Origin of the sequence: Gluconobacter sp. Dm-62 (assembly GCF_018256155.1) — a bacterium.
In the GTDB taxonomy this organism is placed as follows: domain Bacteria; phylum Pseudomonadota; class Alphaproteobacteria; order Acetobacterales; family Acetobacteraceae; genus Gluconobacter.
Genome location: NZ_JAERLY010000025.1, coordinates 1 through 22,524 on the forward strand (window position 1 = coordinate 1; position 22,524 = coordinate 22,524).

At 58.4% G+C, this 22,524-nt stretch carries 26 protein-coding genes and 1 pseudogene; 3 read left to right on the forward strand and 24 right to left on the reverse strand.

Features of this window, described 5'->3' with window-relative positions; all coding sequences use genetic code 11:
• Nucleotides 1-111: 111 nt before the first annotated feature.
• From JK202_RS14775 to JK202_RS14815, 9 genes and pseudogenes are all read right to left on the reverse strand, one after another.
• A pseudogene (locus tag JK202_RS14775) lies at nucleotides 112-406 on the reverse strand (type II toxin-antitoxin system RelE family toxin).
• Nucleotides 403-663 carry a type II toxin-antitoxin system RelB/DinJ family antitoxin gene (locus tag JK202_RS14780; protein WP_015075006.1) on the reverse strand — a complete coding sequence of 87 codons (261 nt, stop codon included), beginning with the start codon at nucleotides 661-663 and terminating at the stop codon, nucleotides 403-405. The pseudogene JK202_RS14775 and the gene JK202_RS14780 overlap by 4 nt, the downstream one beginning before the upstream one ends.
• Nucleotides 664-856: 193 nt before the next feature.
• Nucleotides 857-2,173 (reverse strand): glycoside hydrolase family 28 protein, encoded by a 1,317-nt coding sequence (locus JK202_RS14785; protein ID WP_016738512.1) that lies wholly within the window; start codon nucleotides 2,171-2,173, stop codon nucleotides 857-859.
• Between the two features lie 113 nt (nucleotides 2,174-2,286).
• Nucleotides 2,287-3,657: a hypothetical protein gene (locus JK202_RS14790; RefSeq protein WP_015075003.1), complete on the reverse strand. Its 1,371-nt coding sequence runs from the start codon at nucleotides 3,655-3,657 to the stop codon at nucleotides 2,287-2,289.
• 51 nt (nucleotides 3,658-3,708) lie between these two features.
• The gene (locus tag JK202_RS14795) at nucleotides 3,709-4,812 is read right to left on the reverse strand and encodes a Fic family protein (RefSeq protein WP_015075002.1); all 1,104 of its coding nucleotides are present in this window, start codon (nucleotides 4,810-4,812) and stop codon (nucleotides 3,709-3,711) included.
• A gap of 270 nt (nucleotides 4,813-5,082) precedes the next feature.
• Complete coding sequence (locus JK202_RS14800; RefSeq protein WP_015075000.1) at nucleotides 5,083-6,072, reverse strand: DDE-type integrase/transposase/recombinase; 990 nt, start codon at nucleotides 6,070-6,072, stop codon at nucleotides 5,083-5,085.
• Between the two features lie 94 nt (nucleotides 6,073-6,166).
• Nucleotides 6,167-6,565: an IS5 family transposase gene (locus JK202_RS16320; protein ID WP_408734817.1), complete on the reverse strand. Its 399-nt coding sequence runs from the start codon at nucleotides 6,563-6,565 to the stop codon at nucleotides 6,167-6,169.
• Entirely contained in the window at nucleotides 6,475-6,948 is a 474-nt protein-coding gene (locus JK202_RS14810) for an IS5 family transposase (protein ID WP_015074998.1), read from the reverse strand. Before JK202_RS14810 ends, JK202_RS16320 begins: the two co-directional genes overlap by 91 nt.
• 143 nt (nucleotides 6,949-7,091) lie before the next feature.
• Nucleotides 7,092-7,916, reverse strand: coding sequence for a hypothetical protein (locus tag JK202_RS14815; RefSeq protein WP_211562182.1), 825 nt, complete (start codon nucleotides 7,914-7,916; stop codon nucleotides 7,092-7,094).
• A 247-nt stretch (nucleotides 7,917-8,163) separates the two neighbouring features.
• Here JK202_RS14815 and JK202_RS14820 point away from each other — a divergent pair, with 247 nt between their 5' ends.
• Entirely contained in the window at nucleotides 8,164-8,517 is a 354-nt protein-coding gene (locus JK202_RS14820) for a hypothetical protein (protein WP_194255956.1), read from the forward strand.
• Between the two features lie 221 nt (nucleotides 8,518-8,738).
• The gene (locus tag JK202_RS14825) at nucleotides 8,739-9,332 is read left to right on the forward strand and encodes a nuclease-related domain-containing protein (protein ID WP_211562184.1); all 594 of its coding nucleotides are present in this window, start codon (nucleotides 8,739-8,741) and stop codon (nucleotides 9,330-9,332) included.
• 11 nt (nucleotides 9,333-9,343) lie between these two features.
• Here the strand turns inward: JK202_RS14825 and JK202_RS14830 are convergent, their stop codons facing one another.
• From JK202_RS14830 to JK202_RS14900, 15 genes are all read right to left on the reverse strand, one after another.
• Nucleotides 9,344-9,709, reverse strand: coding sequence for a hypothetical protein (locus JK202_RS14830; protein WP_015074919.1), 366 nt, complete (start codon nucleotides 9,707-9,709; stop codon nucleotides 9,344-9,346).
• Nucleotides 9,710-9,776: 67 nt separating this feature from the next.
• Nucleotides 9,777-10,172, reverse strand: coding sequence for a hypothetical protein (locus JK202_RS14835; RefSeq protein WP_211562186.1), 396 nt, complete (start codon nucleotides 10,170-10,172; stop codon nucleotides 9,777-9,779).
• Nucleotides 10,172-10,543 (reverse strand): hypothetical protein, encoded by a 372-nt coding sequence (locus JK202_RS14840; protein WP_061500330.1) that lies wholly within the window; start codon nucleotides 10,541-10,543, stop codon nucleotides 10,172-10,174. The genes JK202_RS14835 and JK202_RS14840 overlap by 1 nt, the downstream gene beginning before the upstream one ends.
• A gap of 86 nt (nucleotides 10,544-10,629) precedes the next feature.
• On the reverse strand, nucleotides 10,630-11,127 hold the full coding sequence (locus tag JK202_RS14845) for a MucR family transcriptional regulator (RefSeq protein WP_211514801.1): 498 nt from the start codon (nucleotides 11,125-11,127) through the stop codon (nucleotides 10,630-10,632).
• Nucleotides 11,128-11,409: 282 nt separating this feature from the next.
• Nucleotides 11,410-13,458 carry an ATP-dependent helicase gene (locus JK202_RS14850; RefSeq protein WP_015074915.1) on the reverse strand — a complete coding sequence of 683 codons (2,049 nt, stop codon included), beginning with the start codon at nucleotides 13,456-13,458 and terminating at the stop codon, nucleotides 11,410-11,412.
• Nucleotides 13,455-14,126: a hypothetical protein gene (locus JK202_RS14855; protein ID WP_015074914.1), complete on the reverse strand. Its 672-nt coding sequence runs from the start codon at nucleotides 14,124-14,126 to the stop codon at nucleotides 13,455-13,457. The genes JK202_RS14850 and JK202_RS14855 overlap by 4 nt, the downstream gene beginning before the upstream one ends.
• Nucleotides 14,123-15,103, reverse strand: a complete 981-nt coding sequence (locus JK202_RS14860; RefSeq protein ID WP_015074913.1) for a DUF3991 and TOPRIM domain-containing protein — start codon at nucleotides 15,101-15,103, stop codon at nucleotides 14,123-14,125. The genes JK202_RS14855 and JK202_RS14860 overlap by 4 nt, the downstream gene beginning before the upstream one ends.
• Before the next feature lie 743 nt (nucleotides 15,104-15,846).
• Nucleotides 15,847-16,068, reverse strand: coding sequence for a hypothetical protein (locus JK202_RS14865; RefSeq protein ID WP_016738684.1), 222 nt, complete (start codon nucleotides 16,066-16,068; stop codon nucleotides 15,847-15,849).
• A gap of 92 nt (nucleotides 16,069-16,160) precedes the next feature.
• Complete coding sequence (locus tag JK202_RS14870; protein WP_015074910.1) at nucleotides 16,161-16,511, reverse strand: single-stranded DNA-binding protein; 351 nt, start codon at nucleotides 16,509-16,511, stop codon at nucleotides 16,161-16,163.
• Between the two features lie 26 nt (nucleotides 16,512-16,537).
• Complete coding sequence (locus tag JK202_RS14875) at nucleotides 16,538-17,059, reverse strand: hypothetical protein (RefSeq protein WP_131973827.1); 522 nt, start codon at nucleotides 17,057-17,059, stop codon at nucleotides 16,538-16,540.
• Complete coding sequence (locus JK202_RS14880; RefSeq protein ID WP_131973828.1) at nucleotides 17,056-17,406, reverse strand: hypothetical protein; 351 nt, start codon at nucleotides 17,404-17,406, stop codon at nucleotides 17,056-17,058. Before JK202_RS14880 ends, JK202_RS14875 begins: the two co-directional genes overlap by 4 nt.
• Before the next feature lie 54 nt (nucleotides 17,407-17,460).
• A complete protein-coding gene (locus JK202_RS16465; RefSeq protein ID WP_263595676.1) occupies nucleotides 17,461-17,589 on the reverse strand; it encodes a hypothetical protein in 129 nt (42 codons plus the stop codon).
• 307 nt (nucleotides 17,590-17,896) lie between these two features.
• Complete coding sequence (locus tag JK202_RS14890) at nucleotides 17,897-18,193, reverse strand: hypothetical protein (RefSeq protein ID WP_211562187.1); 297 nt, start codon at nucleotides 18,191-18,193, stop codon at nucleotides 17,897-17,899.
• A 72-nt stretch (nucleotides 18,194-18,265) separates the two neighbouring features.
• On the reverse strand, nucleotides 18,266-18,946 hold the full coding sequence (locus JK202_RS14895; RefSeq protein ID WP_015074905.1) for an LPD29 domain-containing protein: 681 nt from the start codon (nucleotides 18,944-18,946) through the stop codon (nucleotides 18,266-18,268).
• 188 nt (nucleotides 18,947-19,134) lie between these two features.
• Nucleotides 19,135-20,997, reverse strand: coding sequence for a ParB/RepB/Spo0J family partition protein (locus JK202_RS14900; protein ID WP_211504751.1), 1,863 nt, complete (start codon nucleotides 20,995-20,997; stop codon nucleotides 19,135-19,137).
• Between the two features lie 205 nt (nucleotides 20,998-21,202).
• Between JK202_RS14900 and JK202_RS14905 the strand changes: the two genes are divergently transcribed.
• Nucleotides 21,203-21,457: a type II toxin-antitoxin system prevent-host-death family antitoxin gene (locus JK202_RS14905; RefSeq protein ID WP_016738627.1), complete on the forward strand. Its 255-nt coding sequence runs from the start codon at nucleotides 21,203-21,205 to the stop codon at nucleotides 21,455-21,457.
• Nucleotides 21,458-22,524: the final 1,067 nt, after the last annotated feature.

Sequence of the window (22,524 nt, forward strand, 5' to 3'; positions counted from 1 at the left end):
CAAACTCAGTATATCGCTACTCGCCTAACAATGTCGGCTTTCGGGAAGCCGTCACATCCGCTTGGATATCTGAAATGTAGGCGAGAGCTGACTTTCTACCAGACAGTAAATTCACTCTGTTCGTTTCGATGCTAATTCACAAATCTCATTATCGGCTCTCTGGCCAACGGCGACCACATAAATAACGATCCGTTCGTCGATGACCTGATAAACAAGGCGGTAGTCATCTTTCAGAAGTTTAATCTTGTAACCTCCCCGCTAGATCGCGATGAAGCTCGTTTCCTGGAGAGTGTGGGTTCCAGATCAGCTTTTCCAGCTTCTTTTCAAATTTCTTCCGCACATTGCCGTCAAGAGCATCCCACTCCCTGAGCGCTCTATCGTCGAATTCAAGACAATACTCTTTCATTCGCGATAACGGCTCTTAAGCTTAGCAAAAGCCATACGGTGCTTTTGGGCAGGGTTTTTGAGACGTTCGCGCACAATCTCGATCAGCTGCGCATCCTCGTCTGTGACAAGCGTGCGTTTGACCGGAGAGCGACCCGTTTCAGCAATATATGCGAGAGTATCGCGCAGTACGTCAGAAAGCGAAATGCCTTGAGCGGACAGCTTCTCAACAGCTGCTGCCTTCAGTGTTTCATCTACCCGGAATGTGACAGCAGACATACTAAGCCTCCTTGCGTGTATATACATATGTATCACATTCGTTTATACAAATGAAGCGAAAGGTGGCCAATGCTGATGTCTGCATTCGGGAATGACAGATCGGTTCCGGAAACAGCAGAAAAGAAGCGATTACCGCCTGTCTGCTGTGTTTTTTCTGAGTCGACAGACGGTCAATCATGGCGAGTAAAAAAACTCATTCATGAACTCTTCTCTCATCCGTGCAGCGCAGATCTGACCCGTCAATATGCACACCAGGTCCACACTGAGTTACTGGAGGCGTCTGAACTGTGAGCGTGCTTTCAAAGGAACGTCCGCTAACATGACTAAGCTGCAGCCCCTTCCGGGCCGACAGTCGAACATGTCTCAGTGTCAGACCCTCGATCGGTGCCTCAGGCAAACCCAACACAACGCCCACCGTCCCCGCATTTGTCGCCGTCATATCTGTTATGGTGACATCATGAATATGCGGGGTCGTTGATGTTACCGGAGCAGCGGGCTCGGTCATCAAGGCAGTCTGCTGCGTTCCCCCCGGCTGCCCTGCATAATAATCACTGATCGACAGCGGAACCCGAACATGGTCCATCGTCAGATGTTCTGCGCTGATCCAGCCAATATCTCCGCCACGATCCCGCCCAGACTTAATTCGCAGTCCGGACAGCGTGTTCTGAAATGAAACGTCAGAAATTCTAATATGATGAGCCCCATTGGCCAGTTCACTACCAATGGACAGACCGTGTCCTTCGCCAAAGCGAGACTGTGTAATGCTAATATCGCTCGCAGCTTGTCCTGGCTGCGTCAAACCGGACTTGATGGCGATGTTGTCATCCCCTGTCGCAATCTCAAGATTGCTCATCGTGACATGATCCGAGGAGACGAGATCAATACCATCGGTATTCCGAGACGAGGCCGGGTTGCGGATCGTGAGATGGTCAATCCTGATCTGGCTGGACTCCCTTACAACGACCGTCCACATTGGAGAATTGGTCGCCGTAACGCCTGAGATCCGTCCATGCTGCACATGCGAAAACTCAATCAGCCAGGGGCGTGGCAGACCATTCGCAGCAGGAACCCCTGGATAATCTGGCCCGTAAGGTAAAGGACCTGAGGTCTGCGTCTTGTGCGCCCGCACCGCTTGAGGCCACCAGACAGCAGCGCCATTCCCATCAATATGGCCCTGACCGGTTATAGCCACGTCCTGAACATCAATCGCAGAAACAAGGGCTTCACCGGGCTGCGCTGCTTTCCCCAGAAAGGCCCAGTGGAATAGACGCGTGTCCGAACTCCCCAGAAGGGTACTTCCCTTCTCTAAGTTCAGCGTGACGTGGTTTTTGAGAGATAAAGGGCCGCTCAACCATATTCCAGACGCCAACGACACCACACCACCGCCAGCCTCGCTACAGGCTGTAATGGCACGTTGAATGGCCGGACCGTCATTGGTGCGGCCATCATGCCGTGCACTATAAGTAACAGGATCACAGCGAGACGAAGCGGCATGACTGGTCATGGGCATGCACAACAACGCCGCGACCACTCCACCTAAAACGAGGCGCCTGCCTCTCATAGAACAGCTGCCTAAAACAGACCTTTGGTCCGACTGGTTGTGTTGTTGGCCAGCAATGCCTGTCACTTCCGCAGCCCCTTGATACCCAGCTCTTCCCACATCCAGTCAAAGCTGAAAGAGGCCCCTGCCCCCTCACGCCCCAAGCCTGCTGTCGTGGCTTCAATCTGCTTCAACCAGGCCGCAACTTTCTTCTTCCCCGCCGCTGTTGTAACAGCCTGCCTCGGCGTGACATGCCCAAGCCCCGGAACAACCTCATCCAGAACACGGCGATAATGCTGCTCCAGAACAGCAGCCAAAATTTCCGCTTCCTCTTCAAGCGGGATCTCGTCTTCACGCACATCCCCTCGACCAGAGGTCCGCTGCTCTTCTATAGCCTGCTCAGCGGTCATAATCTGTGTCAGAGGGGATCCAATCAGACATCCCAAGGCGTTGCAGAGTAGAGCCGTGCCTTGCTTAGCCCGCGTTTCTGAATTGACCTGCAATCTCAGCTGACGGCCTTTCAGTTCCAGCGCCCCCAGAACAAGACCACCATCATCCAACGTCGTACTCAAAAACTGAGCTTTGCTGTCTTCTGCCTTAGAATGGGCCTCAGGAATATGGTCACCCGCCTGACGCGTCCAATTCCAGATCATGCGCCCCGCATGCTGCAAACAGGGTATCGTATTCAAAACCTCGGCAATGCTCTTCTGAGTGCTTCCCTTGCTGAGAGGAAAACATACGTCATGAAAGACCAGGTCTTCGCCATCGCTGTTAAACAGGACAGGTGGCTCGGAGGCGCTCACCATGTTTTCCATGGTTCTAAAGAGCCAAGTCAGCGTGAAGACCGGAGCCAGATCACGGAGCACCTCTGTCTTGATCTTTGGAAACTCAGCCTGACCTCGCTTACGCTTGAGAACATCGCGCATATTCTCAGCCAGATCTTCGCAAGCCTGCTGAGAATATGCCAACAGACTCCCTGCCAAAACCATTTTGCCGTCTTCTGGAACAAGGCGTGCCGCGATGCGCTCCCAAGGCTTCAAGGACTGTGTGGCTGAGCGTTCATGAACCAGAACAGGATCACCACCCCGCAACAGGTCACGCACCATCATGCTTTGACCCGGCACGATCTGCGAAACCTCATACAGGCTCATGACGGCCTCTTTGAGGCCCCGCATATAAGCGCTTTTGCGTGGACCTTCTTTCCAGCCCCGTCGTTTCAGATAGACCTCAACGAAATTTTCATTATCCCAGTCCTGTCCCAAGAAATCTTCGAAGGCACAGCCCCAGAGTGACATTGCCGCACCCTGCCCTAAGATATCTCCCAGGTCTTCGAAGCTGATATCCGCCGCCTCTAAAGCCGGTCCCAGATGCTCACCCAACACTTCTTCAAAACAGGATTGCCACTGATCCTGTTTCAGATATCCGATAAGCCCTGTCAGATTGTCAGCGTTCATAAATGCGACGAACTCCACTATTTTTCTGCGGTGGAACGGCAAACACCCTGTTTACCCGAGACGAAGAGAATATCGTGCATAGCGGTTTTCTCCTGTCCGATTAAGAGCACCGAGAGACACCAGATCGGCCAGGTCACGCGTCGCCGTGGCAGATGTGGCGCCTGTGATCGAACGATAGTTCTGGGCACTTAGACCGCCTTGGAAGCCGTCAGGCCCTTCTGCCAACATCCGAATCAGAGCCTTTTCCTGACGAGTGTTCAGCTTGTCACGGAGGCCGTCCAGAAAACGCGTTTTCTCAATTAAAAAACGAATATTCTGAAGCGTGCGAGACTGGGCTTCCAGAACGACATTTCCAAACCACCCCATCCACGCATCAATGTGGTTGGTTTCGCTGGCACGATGCAATTCGAGATAATAGGCTTTCTTGTTTGCGTTGATGATTGCAGCCAGTGCCGTAAGCGTCGGGGCCTCAAGGCTTTGCGCTAATGCCTTCTCAGCAAGAGCTCGTCCGATACGTCCATTCCCATCTTCGAAAGGATGGATGGTCTCAAACCACAAATGGGCAACCGCCGCCCGTTCGATAGCAGGGAGAGGCTCCGCTCCGGTTGGCGCTGTTTTGTTAAACCACTCAACAAACTGCGCCATCTCGCTCGGCACATTTTGTGACGGCGGAGCTTCAAAGTGGATATGCGACGCATGGAGAGGGCCTGAGATAATCTGCATAGCTTCTGCATGCGTCCGATATCCACCGATGACGTCCAGATCACGGCGACCATTCATCAGCATGGCATGCCAGTCGAACAGGAGTTGGTCGGTTAAAGGAGCCGCATAATGTCGATAGAGATCGACCATCAATTCCGCGGCCCCAGCCTCCGCTGGCGTGGAGCGCCGCTTGTCTGGAGCAAAGCCCAACTGGCGGGCAATCGAAGATTGCACACTCGCCCGATCAAGAACCTCACCCTCAATGGCAGAACTCTCGACCATTTCCTGTGAGATCAGCTGAACAATGAGCTGCTGATTGGCACCTTTGTCCAGATGTTGCATCGCGCCCACGACAACGCCCGAACCTTTCAGAAACTGCGTTTCAGCCTCACGCAAGAGACCTGTCTCAAACTGAAACTGCGGCCAGTCCGGACGCTGCCAATTCCAACGCATGATCGATACTCCAACCTTCTATCAATCACTTTAACTGTAAAATATGATTGATAGAAGCGAAACTTATCAATCACCTGGAGGGATCGAAGAACTGTTGGTTGATACGCTTGGCTGGTGATTTTTGGCTTTTAGCGCTTTGATCGACGGTGCTTTGGGTTATTTTTGATCTGCGTTTTGAGCAGATCGGAGGCTGTTACCCTCTGGATAGCTATGCTTTGGTGCTGATCCTCTCGAGGAAGAGGAAGCGGCGTATATTGTAGACGATATTGACTAGCTGTCAGGTTGTGAGACGTCATTGGCGTAAACCATGATACGGTCGACGTCGTTCATGATACTGACTTCTGTCATAGTTTTATAGCTTCGATTACGCAGACGTGGTCTCTGCCTGAGGCGCTCGGCGACTTTGGCGGTAGGCGAAAGGCCGCCCAGAACCCGCTGTCGGCGCAGGTTATAAGCGTGATTGAACCCATGCAGCAGGACTTCGAGATCCGTGTGGTGTGCGACGTTGATCGGCAGAACCTCGGTTGCGATGCGACCGTTGAACCGCTCGACCATACCGTTCGTCTGAGGGGAATACGCTCTGGTTCGCCGACGATCGACATTCTGACAGGCTTTCTCGAAGGCGTCTGCAGTGAAGCACGAGCCTCGGTCGGTCAGGATATGCGTGATCCGGAAAGGAAAGGCGGTTTTGACGGTCTTTAGAAAATCGACGGCATTGACAGCATTCTCGGCGTCGTAGACGGCCAGATGCACGAAACGTGAGCAGCGGTCGATCGCGACATACAGGAAGCGTTTACGGGCCTCGCCATCTTTGGTTTGCAGCTTCGGCAGATGCTTCACGTCGATATGGACATAGCCCAGGTCGTAGTACCGGAATGTGCCGTCGCCGCGCACGGGACAAATTTTCTCCTTCGGCGGCCGTCGGTTGAGCCCTGCGTCCTTAAGAATACGCCAGACGCTATCTCTGTTGAGGTGAGGCAGGAAGTGCCGCAGCACGAACGTCAGGTCATCGAGCCCGAATTCGGTGGCGCGACGAAGATGGCAGACAATCGCGCGCTCTTCCTCGGTCGTTTTCCAGGCCAGTAACCGGGGCTTACTGCTTCGATCCGTGCACCCCTCGGCTCCACGCCTGCGCCATTTGCGCACCGTCTCGTCGCTGACGCCGAAGCGTCGCGCCAACACCCCGGTCCCTTCCATCGAGCGTGCGATTTGGGCCCGGACGACAGGTGTGGTGCGGGCTTGCGGATGGATCTGATGCATTAACAATCACTCCGGCGTTCAACGTCAAACCCGGGGGGCGTAAGCGGCAATAGCCCACGATACGCCGTCCCAATGACGTCTCACAACCTGACAGCTAGGTCGCGTTGACAAAAGATTCAATCCAAAGCCTCGCGGCGGCGATATTGAGGAAGCTCATGAAGGACAAGGCGGTTTTGTCGTATCGGGTCGCGATGCGTCGCATCTGCTTGAGTTTGTTGAACATCCGCTCGATGCGGTTGCGGTCTCTGTAACGCCGCCAGTCTGTTTTCTGTGGAACACTGCGGCCTTTTCGTGAGGGAATAACCGGCAGGATACCACGGAGCAGCAGATCCTGGCGGAACCAGTCGCTGTCATAGCCCCGGTCGGCCAGCATGGCTTTGGGGTTTGGAACCGCAAACGCCATCAGGGTATCTGTGGCTTTGTAATCCGAGAGCTGACCTCCGCTAAGGGCAAAGCCGAAAGGACGTCCTTGATTGTCGCACCGGGCGTGGATTTTGCTCGTAAAACCGCCGCGTGATCGACCAAAACCTTCCGTATGAGCCCCCCTTTTGCACCCGTTGCCTGGGAGTGGGCGCGAACCACGGTACTGTCGACCATATGCTGCCAGTCATCACTCAGTCCCACGTCCACCAGAGTTTGCAGCAAGGCATCCCATACACCCTGTTCAGCCCAACGCCGGAACCTGACATAGACCGAGTTCCATTTTCCGTAGCGCTCATGCATGTCCCGCCACGGACAACCGGTGCGCAGGACATACAACATGCCGTTGAGAAACCGGCGATTGTCTCCGGATGGTCGTGCCCAACGGCCACGCTCGGATGGCAAAAGCGGACCAATCAGCGCCCATTCACGATCCGTCAGATCCCCTCGTGCCATCCCCGCTTCACCTTATCGCCTTCGTTAAAGACAACAGTGAATCAGATCTCAGAATGAGCGTATAGACCTTTTGTCAACGCGACCTAGTGAGATAGAGTGCATGAACCCTTCAGGGCCGCCCCGATCTTCTTTTCTTCTGCCCTTCAAACCACCCACGGGTCCGTGTCGAAGAGATGGAAAAGACCGGCCTTTCCCTCCCGGTTCTCCTTCCTCGTCTTCCTTCTCAGAACCCTGCGTTCCTGACGGGCCTTGCGCCTTTTCTTCTCGTCAGCCTTCCAGCAGTCCCGCAGGACAGCACGCAGTTCAGGACACTGTGCGCTGATCTGTCCATAGGCCTGACGCCGGAACCGGGCCACGCCGCCGAAACGGTCGATACCTGTCAGCATGGTACTCCTGCCGATCCCCGGATAGAAGATCACGCCGAGGCCATCCTGCGCGGCGGGTGTTGAGGGCGGTCGGAGGAACAGGGTGGCGAAGCCATCCGAGGTCTGAACCCATCCGGGCGCTGGCCCACCCAGTTGCCGCAACGGCATCAGGTCAAAGTCCGGGCAGTTCTCGGCTATGGCTGCCGTGAGAGGCGGAGACCTGTGCCAGAAGCTGGCGCTACAGCCCGGCCAGTCTTTTGAGGCGTCGGTCGGAAACAGGATTCCGAAAACGGTGATGAGATCAGCCTCATAGACAAGCTGACCGCCCTGCCATTTGGCAAGGCCCGGATCATCGAAGCAGTCGAAATACTCCATGCTCCGGATACTGACGTCGGGATACTCGTCAGAAAGCCCGTCTCCGTGACGGAGGAAGGACGTGCCGATGCCGTTTTCGAGGGTCATCACCAGTGTGGTGTCGTTCTCCCACGCCATCTGGTCCGGTGCGCAGGTCCGGTAGGCGCGCTCTTCGGCGATCTGGCGCAGACGATCCTGCGGGCCGGTGAGTGTGAAGACTGTTGTGACGGCAGTAGCCACGGAAAACATCCTTTTCTTTTTTCAGATGCTTCCCCGCGAGGCGCAGACGGCTGGACGGGACAATGGCGCGCCCTCCAGGGCGCGGGCCGCGTACGGCCGAACCATTGTGGCGGCCAGACGGCCTGTGGCGACTGGACTTCCTTTTCTCGCCCCTTCCCTGCCTGTCCCCACCTGCAACTCCTCTAACCTTCATCTGTTTCTATGGATGTTCAACGATCCGGCCTCGCCGGAGCCTATTGAGAAACAGGATGCTTTTATGAAAACCTCCCTGATGATTGCCGCTGCTGCCGGACTTCTGGGAACAACACTTGCATCCGCCCAGGCAGAGCCGGGTGGATGCCTCAAGTACGGTGCCGCAGGCGCCGTAGGTGGCCATGTTGCCAACCATCATGGTGTTCTGGGCGCCACGGGCGGATGCATCACCGGTATGTACGTCCGACATGAATATCGGAAGGAAGCACGTCAGAAGGCGGCGCTTTATGACAAGGATCATCCAGGAGCCAAAGGCTCCTATGAAGAGAAGGCCACGGCCTATGACGTGGAGCATTCCACAAAGCCGGGTCAGATGAATGGGACTGCTGCCGAAGCGCCGAGCGGTCAGCCGCAGTAAACGCCACTCTCCCGTATGGGATCAGAAAGGCCGGGCTTTGCCCCGGCTTTTTTTGTCTTCTTTTTCTGCTTTGGCGCTGCTGGATGAGTTTCTGGGTACCGGTCCGTAAGAGCACTGTCCCTCAGCGTATAAGTCGCAGGCCGAACGCCTAGTCTTACCCTCAGTACAGATACAGGGAAGAACAGGATGACGACTTATTCTCACAAACGGGAATACCACCAGTGGTTCGCCTGAGGCTGAGGCCCCGGGGTGGGCCTTCGCGCGTTGAGCGGAGCAACAACGCGCACGCGGCCTGGAAGAGCCTTCAGGCAGAACTCAAAGGTGCGAAAGGCGAAGACAGGATCCGAACCCTCCTGAACGATCTGGGACGGCCAAGCCTCCATGACGTTCGTCTTCCCAAGGCCTCTGGTGATGGCACAACCCAGATTGATCATCTCGTCCTTTTGCCCCGTGCCCTCATGGTCATCGAGACCAAGCACTATGCGGGCCATTTGAGCGGGCATCCGAATGACGAATACTGGCGCCAACGTCTAGGCAAAGAAGAAGAGGGCCGCCTGATCTACAGCCCTCTTCGCCAGAATGCGGGTCATTGCGCCGCCGTCCGCGCTGTGACGTCACAGGCCTGTCTGGATGTGGAGATCCTGAATCGCGTGGTCCTGACAGGGCGCGCCAGCGTCAGCTCAGCCCTTCAGGCCTGTGTCAGAACCCCGGAAGCCCTCGCCGACGAACTGCGACACAACTGCGGAGAGGCGTCAGGACTGATGATGGGCTTGTGGCAGAGGATCGTGCGCGTCGCCCATCACACAAAGAGATAGGCGATAGCGTCTTATTCCACGGCAATACCGATGGCGGCCGCTGTATACCGGGTTGTCGGCAGGATCCTGACCACCACCTCCCCGCTAACGTCGGAGAGATAGAGAAGCCCGTCTTTCGGGCAGCCCAAAGGGCGCCCATCAGGATCGAGCACCAGGCGAAGGCTGGTGATCGGGCTGACTTCATAAACATGATGCTCGTCCCAGGAGACGAACGCATGAATCCGCCCTTTTTCGACCACCGTATGCAGCGTTCCCGGGAGAATACCTCGGGTTTTCTGCTTCAGACGCTCTGACATGAACTGACCAACAGCCTCTTTCTGCTGCTCGGTCAGGCTCTCATATGTGCAGGGGGCGGGATAGATCGGTTCACCAGTCACGCGGCCAGTCCTTCCTTGCTGAGATGGATAAGGAAAGCCACAGAGGGGCCTCCCTTATCGAGACAGGTCAGTGTTTTGCCGACGCCTGGCGTTGCTCGTCAATAAAGTCCGTGACGTCTTTCAGGACGCCATCCGGAATTTCCTCACCGTCATCAAGATCGACTTCCAGACCTTCAGCCGGTGCCTCCGTGCTGCCAGCCGACAGGCCCAGGCAGAGATCCGGATCTTCAGGATCGTAATCGACCCGCACAGCCCATCCATCCGACAGGAAGACGATATCGCTGAGCAGTCCGTCATCCTCAAGATCGTCGTCATTCTCAGCCTCATCGGCGTCTGACGACAGATCAGAGGCCTTGCAGACACCCGCATACAGGCCAGGAAAGGCCGTGTTCAGCGCATCCACAACCTGCTGGGTCTGCAGACGAAAAGGCCCGGTCTTTGAGACCGGCATCGCATCACACATCAGTTCAGCTTCCAGCAGGTGGAGGTCACATGCTGACTGAAGGTCAGACGCGTATTGCCGTTGTGATCACCAATCAGCTCGCACCGCACCCAGGTGTAGGGTCGTGCCGGGCCATTGTCCTTCTGAAGGATCAGGATGTTGCCTTCCTCGCCCGCGCTGGAATGGATGAGGTAATTTTTGTTCAGAAGATCCTGAAGACTGTCAGGGACGACTTCAAATGCGGTCGCGACAGAGGCCGTATGGCCTTTGCCCGACAGGTTGGGTGTCGCAGGCCCCATACTCCCGAGCGCGGGATCGAGGGCAAAAGCTGGCGAAAGAGCAGCGGCCGTGAGGCCGGCGGCCAGGGCAAGAGAAGAAAAATAACGGGTCACGGTCGATCCTTGCGGTTCATTGGATCTGAAAAGATCGCTTTACCCCGCAAAGGTAAAGACCGCTTCTGCGACTTCCTAAAAGAGACTCAGCCCTTTGCAGGGCGTCCGCGACGCTTCTGTGGGATTTTCCGCACGGGAACCTCAGGCTCGGCCTCTTCGGGCTCAGGTGTAGGCTGGCTCCGACCACCCTTCGCGGTCCCAAGACCGATCTGATGAGCCAGCTCGGTCCGATGCCGTGAATATCCTGGCGCGGTCATGGGATAGTTGGACGGCAGTCCCCATTTTGAGCGGTACTCATCCGGGGTAAGATTATAGACGCTCTTGAGATGGCGCTTGAGCATCTTCAGCTTCTTTCCGTCTTCGAGACAGATGATGTAGTCCTCGAACACGGACCGCTTCGGATGGACGGCCGGGACCAGCTCAACTGGTTCTGGCTCCGGCGGCTGGCCGGCCGACGCAAGGGCTGTATGAACACTGCAGATCAAATCAGAAATCTGCTCTGCGGGAAGTTCATGGGCACTCACATAGCTTTCCACAATATTGGCTGTCAGACGCCGAAAATCTGTCTCACTATTTGAGGTCATTGCAAATTCCCTTTTCAAATTTCGACTGTGCAGGATCGCACCCTATACGAAAGATAACCTGACAGGTCACTGCGGCCGCGTGGTTCGCGGCATGGGGGCCGGAGCCACGCCTCGTCCCAGATGACGGTGCTCGGAGCAATAGTGCGTATCGCCTTTCGGTCCGGTGAACCCGAAAGCCGCCCCCTTCCCGCAAACCTCGCAGTCATAAAGCCAGCCAGACTTCGTCCTGGGCCGCTGAGAGATGTAAGGCCTGTCGTCAGGACTGTGATGATCGGACATCCCTTAAAACCCCATGGCATCAAGAGCGGCCGCCGTGTGCCGGAACCGGCCCCCTGTCTCTCTCTTCTTCGATTGCCCCTGCTGGCGCAGCCAGCCCGTCACGCGATGCTCGGCTGGGATTTCCTCAATGAAGCCTGACGGCCTCGCTGAAACACCCTGACGATAGCCGACACTGCTGATCGTGGCCTGCTGCATGGCACGGGTCAGCGACACATAGGCCAGACGGCGCTCTTCCTCATAATTGCGCTCGCCCATCCCCGGAAAGACTGTCTCCTCCCAGGCTGGCAGGAAGACGTGGGGAAACTCCAGACCCTTGGCCCGATGCATGGTCATGAGCTGCACCCGGTCGCGTCCGCGCTCATTCGGTGAGGCCGTGGCCAGGGCTGCGTGCTCCAGAAGATCCTGAAGCCGGGTAAAGCCCTCGGCCAGCCCGACCAGCTCGGACAGGTTCTGCAAGGCCGTCTCCCCCTCTTCGGACGCGGCCTCCCGCCACATCGTGTAGTAGCCCGTCTCTTTCAGAAGCGTATCGAGGCGATCGCAAAGCCGCATGTCCGGGATCTGCCCGATCCGGGAGACCGTCTCACGGAAAGCAAGCAGGCTGTCACGCACCTTGGAGGGAAGCGTTGCCGTAGTGACGGCCGCACACAGGCTGAGGCCGCGATCCTGCGCCTCCTGCTCGATCTGGCCAAGCGCCTTGGCGCCAAGGCCGCGCCTGGGCACATTGGCCACGCGCCGGAACGCCTCATCGGACTGGCGACTGTCCGGACAGGCCGCCAGCATCAGGAAAGCCAGCGCGTCCTTCACCACGGCGCGATGATAGAAGCCGACATCGCCGATGATCTCGTACGGGATGCGCGCCTTGAGCAGCGCTTCTTCCAGAGAGCGGGACAGACGGTTAATCCGGTAGATCATCGCCATGTCATGCCAGGCCACGCCCTCTGCCGCACGACGTCCCATCTCGGCTGCAATCGCGTCAGCCTCATCTGACGCATAATCGTAGCTCAGCACCTCGATCTTCTGACCGTCGCCCTTCTGGGTAAACAAGGTCTTCGGGATCCGGCCCGGGTCTCGCGCGATGATGGCGTTGGCGGCCTGGAGGATATGATGCGTGGAGCGGAAGTTCTCTTCGAGCTTGAAAAGTCTGGCCCCGTCAAACTCCCGAACGAAGTTCCGGATGAAGCCAATTTTGGCCCCACGCCAAGAATATATTGATTGCGAATCATCGCCCACGGCAAAGAGTTCCCGTGAGTATTCAGACATATAGGTGAGCCACAGCATCTGTGCACGGTTCACGTCCTGAAACTCATCGGCCATCACAGACGTAAAGCGCTGCGACCACCTGTCACGATAGGATCGGTCATTCATCAGCGCAAGCGTTGGCCACATCAGCAGGTCCGAGAAATCGGCGGCATTCTGCTCGCGCAGGGTCGCCTGATAGATCTGGTAGAGCCGGACCGCAAACTCCCAGCCTTCAACATCGACCATCTGACGCGCTGCACGGCGGCGCTCGATCAGCCCGCGCACCCAGGCCGGTGCGGCCTCAGGTGTCACGAGGTTCTCCTTCATATGCCCGATCCGCTCGCCCATTTTCTTGACCTGCCGGACGTCACACTTCTTGCCTGTGTCCGGTTCGGGCACAGTATCCGGGTCCATGGCCTTCATGAGACGACGGATCAGAGCCGTCGCATCGTCTGCATCGCGGATGTCAAAGCCCGGGTGTAACTGGGCAACCTCAGGCTCCGCCCGGAGCTGCCGCGCGCCGAGGCCGTGAAAGGTGCCAAGCCAGAACGGAGCCTGTCCCTCGCCTAAGACGCTCGTGATGCGCTCGCGCATTTCCTGAGCAGCCTTGTTGGTAAAGGTCACGCACAGGATCTGTGACGGGCGCATCCCGTACATCTGAATCCGGCACGCCACACCAGCCGTAAGCGTCTTCGTTTTTCCCGTTCCGGCCCCGGCTAGGACCAGCACGCGGCCAAGCGCCATGGCGGCCTCACGCTGCACCGGGGTCAGCGGATCCAGTACGGATGCGAGGGTTTGGGGATAGGCGCTCATGCGGGCACCTGCTCAACCGGATAGACTTCAGACGCCACTGGATCCTCGACGGCCACGACATTGCTGCTGTCAGTAAAGAGGGTCAGCGGATGATAGAGATTGAAGCCCTCATGAGGGCCGTCCCACCGTCCGGCAATGACGAGGGCCAGTGCGCGGTTCAGGCCGCTGCCCAGCCACACAAGCTGATGCGGGACCGGCATCTCCGGCGCTTCAGGATCCGTACAGCCGAGGCGGCGCGCATGATCCATCCAGATCGCAGAGGCCTTTTCGTGGCCCAGCATGTTGAAGGTCAGGCCGCTCTTGAGAACCATCTGGTCGATATGCTGGCGGGCCGTTGATCGGGTGTCGTTATACATCATGACGTCCTCAAAAGCCTTGGGGCAGGCTGACAAAGTGAGCGTTGAGAGTTCAGGTCCGTTCAGACGGACGATCGTGGATTTGCGGGTGAAGACGACCAGCTCGCCGTCGCGGTCCCAGGCGTCGTTCAGGCGATCACCGCCGATCACGACCCCCTGCACCAGACCCTCGGGCGTCTGCGCCTCACAGAAGACTTCAGGGGCAGAAGATCCCACCCCGGCACGCTTCCAGACTTTCATGGCCTCTGCGTCCTGCCGCCACAGGATCAGGGTGATGGCCTGCCAGCTCAGACGGGATTTACTCTGTTTCATGCGGCCACGTCCTGACGGGCGCGGCGCTGCAGGACGGCGTTCCAGTCCTTGTCCCGGGCACTGGGTGAGTAGCGCAGGGGTTTCAGCCCGGCCTCACGGATCATGGGCGCATAGATCTCTTCGTAACGGTCGCCCTGGGCATCGCAGTCCACGGCAATCATGACACGGCCGCCTGCCTCAATGGTGCCGAGAAGAGCACGAAACTCCTCCAGGGCCTCGGGGCTCATGCCGCCACCTGTTGAGACATACAGGCTGGGTTCGAAATTGAACGGGTCCATGGCCGCATAGGACAGCACGTCGATGGCAGACTCACCGATGACCAGACGAACGGGCGTTTCCCCTTTTTCGCCAGTCCTCATCCGAAAGAGCATCTTGCCACCGCCGCCCGAGGAAAAGCCGCGATATTCCGGCCCGCGCATCTCCATGCCGGTCAGCTCACCTGCGTTGTTGCTATGGCCGAACCAGGCCGTGCCCTTCATGCCCTCACGCAGAAGGCCCTGCTGGATCGCCAGATGAAGGATGCTCTCCGGCAACGCACGGTCGCGGGTCAGATAGATCCAGGCGGCCGACCCCGGACGGGGAGCCTGACGGTTCTTCCACATATATTGCGGATCACGCGCGGGCTTGCGCTCCTTCGGTTCCGCCACATACTCGGCGCCGCTCGGCGTCAGGCCCAGCATTCCACGGAGTTCAACGCGCGCGTTGCCAAGGGACATTCCCGGATTGAGGAACCGGACCAGGTCGATGACCGAGCCTTTGACGATCGAAGAGGAATTGTGCGGATCCCACCAGCCCTTGCCGCCGTGGGTCACGATGATGCTCTCGCCCTTCTGGCGACGAAAGCGCATGTGCCGGGCGGAGCTTTCGGACCGGGCGAACCTGTAACCGGCATGTTCCAGAACAACGATGCAACTGATCTCGTCACGAAACCTCTGGAGTTCGTCGTTCATCTGCTGAGGCGAGTTCTGGTAAGCCATGACGGAAAATCCTCCGGAACGTCCGTTACTTTCGATCTTTGGAAAGTATAGTAAATTAACGTCACAATATCCACTAAATACAACGGAATACCGTGCAATATATTTACTTGATTGATTGAAATAGTTCTTGCGTCCAGAGCGACAAAAACCGGTTTTTCTTGTTCGTCCTGCGGGGGTTTCGGGGGCAGCGCAGCCCCCGGTGTTGCCGCTGAAAGGAGCTGTGTGGAGACGTTTTTCTCGTCCCGTCCTGCCAGGAACACGACAGTTGCGGGCCGAGGGTGTCAGGACCGGAAGACTGCGGATCGGCAAAAGCGGGTTGCGGGCAGCGCGGGACACCGTCCTGCGATGAACGCGGCCCTCTTTTGACGAAAGACGCGGTCTGGAGCCCGAAGGGTTGTCTTGAGACCCTCGGACCGTGACTGTCACACTGATCGCATGACGGCGAGGTCGGAACACAGCTCCGTGCCACCCCGCAAGGGGTGGTTGAAGCGGCAACGTCTGATGGTTCGGCATGAACGGATCCTTCAAGAAGTGTCACCAGTCTGCCCGCGCCATCTGCGACTGAAGCGCTCGGCCTCAGCTTTTTTTCAGGGATCGCGCATCCTTCCTCTCCTCATCGTCCTTCTTCGTCTGCCCTTTCTGTCGCTCCAGTTCCTCCAATGTGCGTCTCACGGCCTGTGAGAACCGCGTTTTTCCGTCCCAGAAACGGCGTGAATACGCGCGGCGGTCCACCGTCGCCGTCCTCATGCCACACCTTCCGGACGATCAAGGCTGTCCAGGAGCTTCTCGTGTGACCGACGGCGCAGGGTCGCGGCCTTGCGGCGGAAACCGGCCGTCAGGCGCGATGGCAGCATGAGGGACTGATCCGTGTCTTCCAGGAGCACGGCCTCTGCCATAAGGCGGACGCTCAGGGCGCGCGCCTGACTGCGAGGGACTGTGAGGGGAGCGGGCGTCGAATAGAACATAAAACCTCCTGAGACCCGCCTCTGTCAGGAAGCGGGTATAAAAAGACCGGCTCCAGGGCCGGTTTGCGTGCGTGTTACGAAGAAAGAGGACGTCAGCGGCCTGTGTCGGTGAGGATCCTCACATCCCCGTCCTGGGCGCTCACGACGATCTCGGGTTCAGGCGGCCCCTGATCGGTACCCGGGCGGACTTCGTAAGCGCCGCGCACGAACACGAGCTGGCCCTTGCGGGCGCGTCGCTCCAGAAGATCTGTCAGAAAATCGTTGTGGCAGACGATCCTGTGCCACACGGTCTGGGGGACGCGGCGGCCGGTGTGCGGGTCGGTACGGTGGCTGTCCGTCGCCAGACGGAAAAGGGCCACGCGGTGTCCGTCCTGTCCTGTGCGGATTTCAGGATCCGCGCCAAGGTTGCCAATGACGATGGCAAGGCTGAGGGTCTGAGCCATTGCTCTGTCCTTTTCTCTGGCCCGTGTCAGAAGAGCTCGGCCTGCACGGGCGCGGCAGGGAGAGGCTGGTGTTCGGATGGCAGGGAGATCCTGAAGCGCTGTGCCAGACGGGCCAGATCGGCCCGGTCGCGGGCCTCCTGCTCGGCGGCAAGGGCGCGCGTGTAAGCGTCGATCAGCCCGCTGCCGATGATGCGGTTGCGGATGTCGCGTTCGACGTCCGACCAGGTCCAGGCCGGATCGCCATAACAGCCGTGCAGGACGATGCCGCGCAGGAAGCCCAGACGCGCCTGTGTCGTGGAGAACTGCGCGCCCCAGAAGCCGTGGATGTCGAAATGGGCGATATGCCCGAACATCTGGCTCAGGCGGTTGTAAAGTGTGCGGTTCCACGCGCTCTGCGGAAACCCGCGTGCGATGAAGGACAGGAGCGCGTTGCCGATTTTCGCTTTCTCGGCCGTGTCACTGAACTGCGTCGCGGTGAGGCCCTGAGGCCCGATCGGCGGCCGCCGCAGGGACGGGCACGCAATGGACGCTGGCTCCAAGCCGTTCATGACCGCACCTCGCGGGCGAGCATCGCCTCGACCTGAGTGAGGTAGGCTTTGAACGGCGTCTCTTCAGGAATCACTCTGATCCACTGCTCGGTGCCCAGAGATCCTTTCCAGCGGGCGTCGCAGAAGCCCTCGGGATGATCGCTCCCACGCTCGGGTGTCACTGACACAAGAAAGGAGGCTTTTGGATAGTCGCCGCGCAGGCGCGTGCCGTACTCGGCAACGGCCGCCCGGATCCCGGCAAGATCAGGCGCCTCGATCCGTGTCTTTCTGTAGCGGCCCGGAGATGAACAGGAGATTAAGCTCCCGTGAGAGGCCGCAGGAATAGCGGCCAAGGTGTATGTCGGCATGGTGATCTCCACACAGAACAGCGCCGCCCGTGAGGGCGGCTGATCTCGGATTGGTCAGAGAAAGGCGGGAAGCACCACCACCAGAACGATGAAGGCTGCGAACAGCGCTGCACCTCCTACGAAGCCCGCGACTTCGAGCCATTCTGTGCGGTTGCGGGGACGCAGATCGGAAAAGTCGGCCATGTCATTCTCCTGTTTTCTTTCATGACCTCTTCCGGCGACCGCAGCGGAGACTGGCTGGCAAAGGCGCTGCAACGCAGCGGGATCGGACGACCCGCAGCGCAGCGAGGACACGGCCGACCCACCCTTTGCCAGACAGGCTCCGATGTGGTGCCTGCCCTCTCCTTCTCCCCCTTCCCCCTTTTTCTTTTCCCGTCTCCTACTGCGCGAGATTGGCGACCTGCCGCGCCAGGCGGGCACAGAGCGCGCGCGTTACGGAATCGTCCTCGTCCACAACCGCACCGGTCAGGACGGGAAGAAGGCGGCGCGCTTAAGGTGCCGAGAGATCCAGATGCCAGCACGCGCCGATCTGCGTGGCCACCGCATCCGGCTGATCGACCGGGCGGACGGACACCGAGACTTCATTTCCGTCCACGTCTCCGGGTTCGAGAACGGTCTTCTGACCGTCTGGCAGGCGAACCGGGCGCAGCCCGCTCTCGTTCGGCTCGTCGGCCGTCGCGTCCAGCACAAGCTGACCGGCTGCCTCGGCCGTCTCGGCCTCGACGTGAAAGTTGACGCGATCGGAGAGAAGCTGGCGCTCGCTGAGCGTCACAATAAAAACGGGCATGTCAGGGCTCCGGAACTGAAAAAGGCCGCTCCGGAACGGGCGGCCTTGAAGGGCGAACAGAAAAAGAGAGGCTCAGTCGCTCACAAATTCGGAGCTGCCGAACACATCCTGCCAGGGGCTGTTGCTCGTCAGATGGCAGTCAGACTGCCAGTCGTAATATCCGGACTTGAACCGCGAGGTGATGGCCTGGAGGGTTTCGGTCGCCGTCTCGTCCAGATCCTCCTCAGTCCGCACAGTCACACTGCCGTAGTGGCTTTTGCGGACGGAAAACTTCACCTTCGGGAAAGCCTTCTTCAGCATCCGGCGGATGTTTTTAGCCGCCAGCGTGCCGCTGCTGTCATCGCCCTGCTCCAGATGGGCATAGTCCGGATTGACGCGGAGTGCTGCGACCTCGGCGGCATGTTCGGCTTTCGCGCGCGCTTCGGCTGCCACCTTCTCGGCCTCGACCTCTTCGGCATGGGTGCGGAGAAAGGCAATCTCCTCGGGACTGGCCAGTCCCTTGTCGGCGTCGATCCGCCACTGGACACCGCGCAGGATGGCCTCGGGCAGACGACGGGAGATCGAGCCACAGGCAAAGACGATGTCGTAGGAGGCGCTCCCGCCCGACACGATGGCCCCGCCACGCGACAGGGACCGCACGGTGGTCGGGCTTTCCTTGCCGTAAACAGCCATGACGATCCCGGCTCCCCGGCTGTAGAGATGGGTATAAACGCGGGTGCCGACCTGAATGGGAGCGAGAGAGGGAACGAACATCGTCTGATCCTTTTCCTTTGGATTTTCGTGATGTCTTCTCCAGCGTCAGCGCGGGAGGGCCGGGTCAAAAGCGGCGCGTGCGCCGGCACCGGAAGCGGCGAAGCCGGTGAGGAGCCACCTTTTGACCCGGCCGGAGCGCGATGGCAGCGCCCCTCCCCTCCTTTCCTTTTCTTTTCCCGCTCCCTGCTTCAGGCCACGACAACGATTTCGAGGTGGTCCCGCATGAACTGCATGGCCTCGTTGTGCTCCGACGGCTCGGGCTCGGGCGCTTGCAGAGAGAAACTCTCTTCTGAGTCCGGCTCCGTCACTGGCACGACAGGGCCGTTCGACAGGTCGGCCTCATCATCGGCTGCTCCATCGAAATCATCTTCAGGCATCTCGTCCAGGTCCTCATCGTCCACCACGCTTTCCAGCTCCCGGATCTTCGCCTGTTTTTTCTTCTGCTTTTGCGTCCAGACGTCCTGCGCCTGCGCAAACGATGCGACCTCGGGCAGCCAGTGGCCTTCCCCGACATGGTTCATGAGGACCGCACGCATCTCCTTGCCGGTGTTCTGCGGCGCAAGGCCTTCGGTTTGAACCGCTTTGGTGATGCCGGGCTTGCTGTAGCATTTGAGGAACGCCTCAAAGGCCATGCTGGGCATCTTCTGGTCGGCACCGAACAGAACGCCCACGAGCTGCGCGGGCAGGCCACTGCCGCTGTGCATCGACACGTCGCAGTTCAGGATGCTTTGCAGGACGGTGACGGCATGGCGGCGGATCAGCTTTTCGTCGCGGACAAGGCTGCCTTCGGGGAACAGGTCAGCCATCGCAAGCGTGCGGGCGGTTGGCTCTGACCAGTTGTTTCCGCTGGCATCGCCATGCACACGGACGTTCTCGGCTTCCAGCGCCAGCAGGAGGGCTGCGATCAGCTCCCATGGATCGGCTGTCTCGGCCACCTCGCCGAGGGCTTCGCGCAAAGCGACGGTGCGGATCTCGCCGATCATCTTGTGGCCGGTCCCGGAAACGTCCGGTCGTTCCTTCGGGGCTTCGGGCGTGGAAGAGCCGCCCGTGTGGTCCAGCTTTGCTGCGCTGTAAGGACGGCAGCGTTCTTCCACGATCTTCAGGGTCCGAGGATTAAGGCCGTAGCCCATGACCTCCCCCTCCTGTGTCGCCATCCAGGTGCCCATGGTGATGAAGCCCTCGGGCGCGCGGACGTATCCGTACTCGTCCGAGGTCAGGACAATGGAGTTTTCGGGCCGCTCATTGTCCAGCCAGTCCTGCTGTGCGGCCGCGTAAGCCGTGGCATCGAGCGTGTAGCGGCCGTCCGTTCCGGGCTCGGCAAACAGATCTTCCATCCAGACAATCTTGTGCTTGCGGGCAAGATCGTCGCCAAACCTGGCGTCGCGGGCGTACCATTCCTTCTGTTCGAGATTTCGGGCAAGTGCGCCCCAGGCCACGGTGTCCTCCGGATCTTCGGCCTTCACGCGATACTCGGCCGGATCCTCGTCGTCTTCCACGCTCTCGGAAAACATTTCCGCCCATGCGGCACGCTGCTCGTCCAGAGAGGCCTGCGCGATGATCTTGCGCTGCCGCTCATCAGGGCCTCGGCCAAGGGCGATGGCATCCAGAATGGGCGGGTGCAGCTTCGCCAGAAGGCTGAGACGCTTGAGATAGCTCGGCGTGACCATCAGGGCGGCACAGACCTGCGGGTCTGTATAGCCGAGCTGCTCGCGCAGGCGGGTGACGCTGTTCCACTGTTCCGGCTCCGTCATGTCCAGACGCACGAAGTTCTCACTGACGGCGGCCAGGGCATCAAGGTCTTCGCTCTGATCTCCGACATAAACGTCGATCTCGGTCAGACCGGCATAGATGGCGCCTTCTGTCCGACGGTGGCCTGCCACGATCATGAGGCGGCCGTCTTCCAGTTCCCGGACGGCCGGAGGATGGAGGATGCCAATCGCCTTGATATTCAGGGCGAGTTTGCGCAGCTCCTCAAGGCTTCCGATGGAAGAGCGCGGATTGTTCGGATTGGGCACAAGGGTTCTCGGATCAACGCGGCGAAGCTCGGCCATGGGACGCTCTTTCTATAATTTTTCAGATGTCCCTCCCGCGTCACGGGCCAGCCAGCCGCGCAAGGCCGCGCGAAGCGCGCCCGGCCTGAGCCTTGCGCGGCTGGCTGGTTCGTGACAGCCCCGCCTTTCCTCTTATTCCTTCACCCTTTCAGAAATTGCATCAAATCGGTGAATGCTGTATTTTATGTAAATAAAGGAGAACGCTATGCGCACATTCTCGACAAGCGATTTGTCCCGCAAATCCGGAGACATCATCGCCAGTGCCCTGCAAGGGCCAATTTCAATTAATCAGCGCGGCAAACCACGATTGGTCATGCTGAGTGTCGAACAATACGAGGCATTGGTGGGAAGCGCACCAGAGCGTACTGCCGGTGCCACTACGGAAATGCCTCAGGATCTGGTGCACGACGTAGCAAATGCGATTGATGGTTACCTGCTGGAAACCCGCACAGAACCATGAGTCAGACTTTTAGGCCCGGGATGGTTCTGCGATACCCCTATCTCTGGCATTGGCAGAGCGGGAGTGGCGAAACAGAAGGACGCAAAAATCGTCCAACGGCCGTGGCCGCAGTCTTTGTGGGACGTGATGATCGTCAATACGTTCTGCTCCTTCCCCTGACGACGAAACAACCCTCTGGGCCACGCATTGCAGTCGAAGTCCCGGCAACCGAGAAAAAGCGGGCAGGCCTTGATCAGGAATTGCGCCAATGGATCCTGTTGGACGAATACAACCTGGATCCGACCGCTACCTCGTATTACTTGCAGCACACGTCATCCCTCGGTCAGTTCAGTGATGCGTTCATGCGTCCCGTACTGACACAATTCCGGGAGCTTTTGCCTACGGCAAAGCGAGTTTCCCGCTATCCATAAACAGCGGCTCAATTCCTCCTGTCAGTGCACAGATTCGTCAAATGCGGAAGAAATCTACTAATTGCGCCTCACATCAGGCCTCTTTATACATAATTTACTGGAAATGAATTTCGCGCGTTTATTATATTGGAACACATAGAATGAAAATTTCTATTTTTTATACCACACTATTTTTAATTCTTGGTGCTTGCGCGGCGAGCAGTACTGATGATCCCAGAACGCATCGTCACAGTGATTACATTAGCCAATATGAGCAGTCTGGAATGATGGGAATGGGTCCTGGTGGTCCGGGACATCATAATTGAAAAGTATTTTTTATCCCATGCTTCAGCTGATTTAGGAGAAGTCCCCTTTTCCTCTAGAAACTAACTTTGCTGTCGTTGCAATTTTTATAACCAGACACATTCCGACGCGGCGCCTTTCAATTTTACTCTCTTTTCCCGCCTGCTTTTCGAACCCCTCACTGTGTCCATTCCGGACACAGTAAGGGCAGCATCAGGCGGCCTCTACGGCCACGGCCTGATCTTCCAGCGCTGCCTTTGCCTCGGCTGCTTCAGCCTCTTCCGCGTCCTTACGGCGTTGCGTATCGGCTGCCAGATCCGCCTCAAGGGCCGCCATGGCCTCGCGCTTCTCCTGCAACAAAGCCGCCTCCGGGAA

What these genes read in the sequence shown, in the direction of transcription:
- JK202_RS14795 (WP_015075002.1), bottom strand. Translation starts at nt 4,812, where the DNA reads ATGCGTTGGAATTGGCAGCGTCCGGACTGGCCGCAGTTTCAGTTTGAG.
- JK202_RS14855 (WP_015074914.1), bottom strand. Translation starts at nt 14,126, where the DNA reads ATGAAACAGAGTAAATCCCGTCTGAGCTGGCAGGCCATCACCCTGATC.
- JK202_RS16465 (WP_263595676.1), bottom strand. Translation starts at nt 17,589, where the DNA reads ATGGCCGACTTTTCCGATCTGCGTCCCCGCAACCGCACAGAATGGCTC.
- JK202_RS14820 (WP_194255956.1), top strand. Translation starts at nt 8,164, where the DNA reads ATGAAAACCTCCCTGATGATTGCCGCTGCTGCCGGACTTCTGGGAACA.
- JK202_RS14815 (WP_211562182.1), bottom strand. Translation starts at nt 7,916, where the DNA reads ATGTTTTCCGTGGCTACTGCCGTCACAACAGTCTTCACACTCACCGGC.
- JK202_RS14835 (WP_211562186.1), bottom strand. Translation starts at nt 10,172, where the DNA reads ATGTGTGATGCGATGCCGGTCTCAAAGACCGGGCCTTTTCGTCTGCAG.
- JK202_RS14780 (WP_015075006.1), bottom strand. Translation starts at nt 663, where the DNA reads ATGTCTGCTGTCACATTCCGGGTAGATGAAACACTGAAGGCAGCAGCT.
- JK202_RS14800 (WP_015075000.1), bottom strand. Translation starts at nt 6,072, where the DNA reads ATGCATCAGATCCATCCGCAAGCCCGCACCACACCTGTCGTCCGGGCC.
- JK202_RS14895 (WP_015074905.1), bottom strand. Translation starts at nt 18,946, where the DNA reads ATGTTCGTTCCCTCTCTCGCTCCCATTCAGGTCGGCACCCGCGTTTAT.
- JK202_RS14790 (WP_015075003.1), bottom strand. Translation starts at nt 3,657, where the DNA reads ATGAACGCTGACAATCTGACAGGGCTTATCGGATATCTGAAACAGGAT.
- JK202_RS14900 (WP_211504751.1), bottom strand. Translation starts at nt 20,997, where the DNA reads ATGGCCGAGCTTCGCCGCGTTGATCCGAGAACCCTTGTGCCCAATCCG.
- JK202_RS14880 (WP_131973828.1), bottom strand. Translation starts at nt 17,406, where the DNA reads ATGCCGACATACACCTTGGCCGCTATTCCTGCGGCCTCTCACGGGAGC.
- JK202_RS14875 (WP_131973827.1), bottom strand. Translation starts at nt 17,059, where the DNA reads ATGAACGGCTTGGAGCCAGCGTCCATTGCGTGCCCGTCCCTGCGGCGG.
- JK202_RS14785 (WP_016738512.1), bottom strand. Translation starts at nt 2,173, where the DNA reads ATGCCCATGACCAGTCATGCCGCTTCGTCTCGCTGTGATCCTGTTACT.
- JK202_RS14890 (WP_211562187.1), bottom strand. Translation starts at nt 18,193, where the DNA reads ATGCCCGTTTTTATTGTGACGCTCAGCGAGCGCCAGCTTCTCTCCGAT.
- JK202_RS14850 (WP_015074915.1), bottom strand. Translation starts at nt 13,458, where the DNA reads ATGAGCGCCTATCCCCAAACCCTCGCATCCGTACTGGATCCGCTGACC.
- JK202_RS14845 (WP_211514801.1), bottom strand. Translation starts at nt 11,127, where the DNA reads ATGACCTCAAATAGTGAGACAGATTTTCGGCGTCTGACAGCCAATATT.
- JK202_RS14870 (WP_015074910.1), bottom strand. Translation starts at nt 16,511, where the DNA reads ATGGCTCAGACCCTCAGCCTTGCCATCGTCATTGGCAACCTTGGCGCG.
- JK202_RS14865 (WP_016738684.1), bottom strand. Translation starts at nt 16,068, where the DNA reads ATGTTCTATTCGACGCCCGCTCCCCTCACAGTCCCTCGCAGTCAGGCG.
- JK202_RS14860 (WP_015074913.1), bottom strand. Translation starts at nt 15,103, where the DNA reads ATGGCTTACCAGAACTCGCCTCAGCAGATGAACGACGAACTCCAGAGG.
- JK202_RS14905 (WP_016738627.1), top strand. Translation starts at nt 21,203, where the DNA reads ATGCGCACATTCTCGACAAGCGATTTGTCCCGCAAATCCGGAGACATC.
- JK202_RS14810 (WP_015074998.1), bottom strand. Translation starts at nt 6,948, where the DNA reads ATGGCACGAGGGGATCTGACGGATCGTGAATGGGCGCTGATTGGTCCG.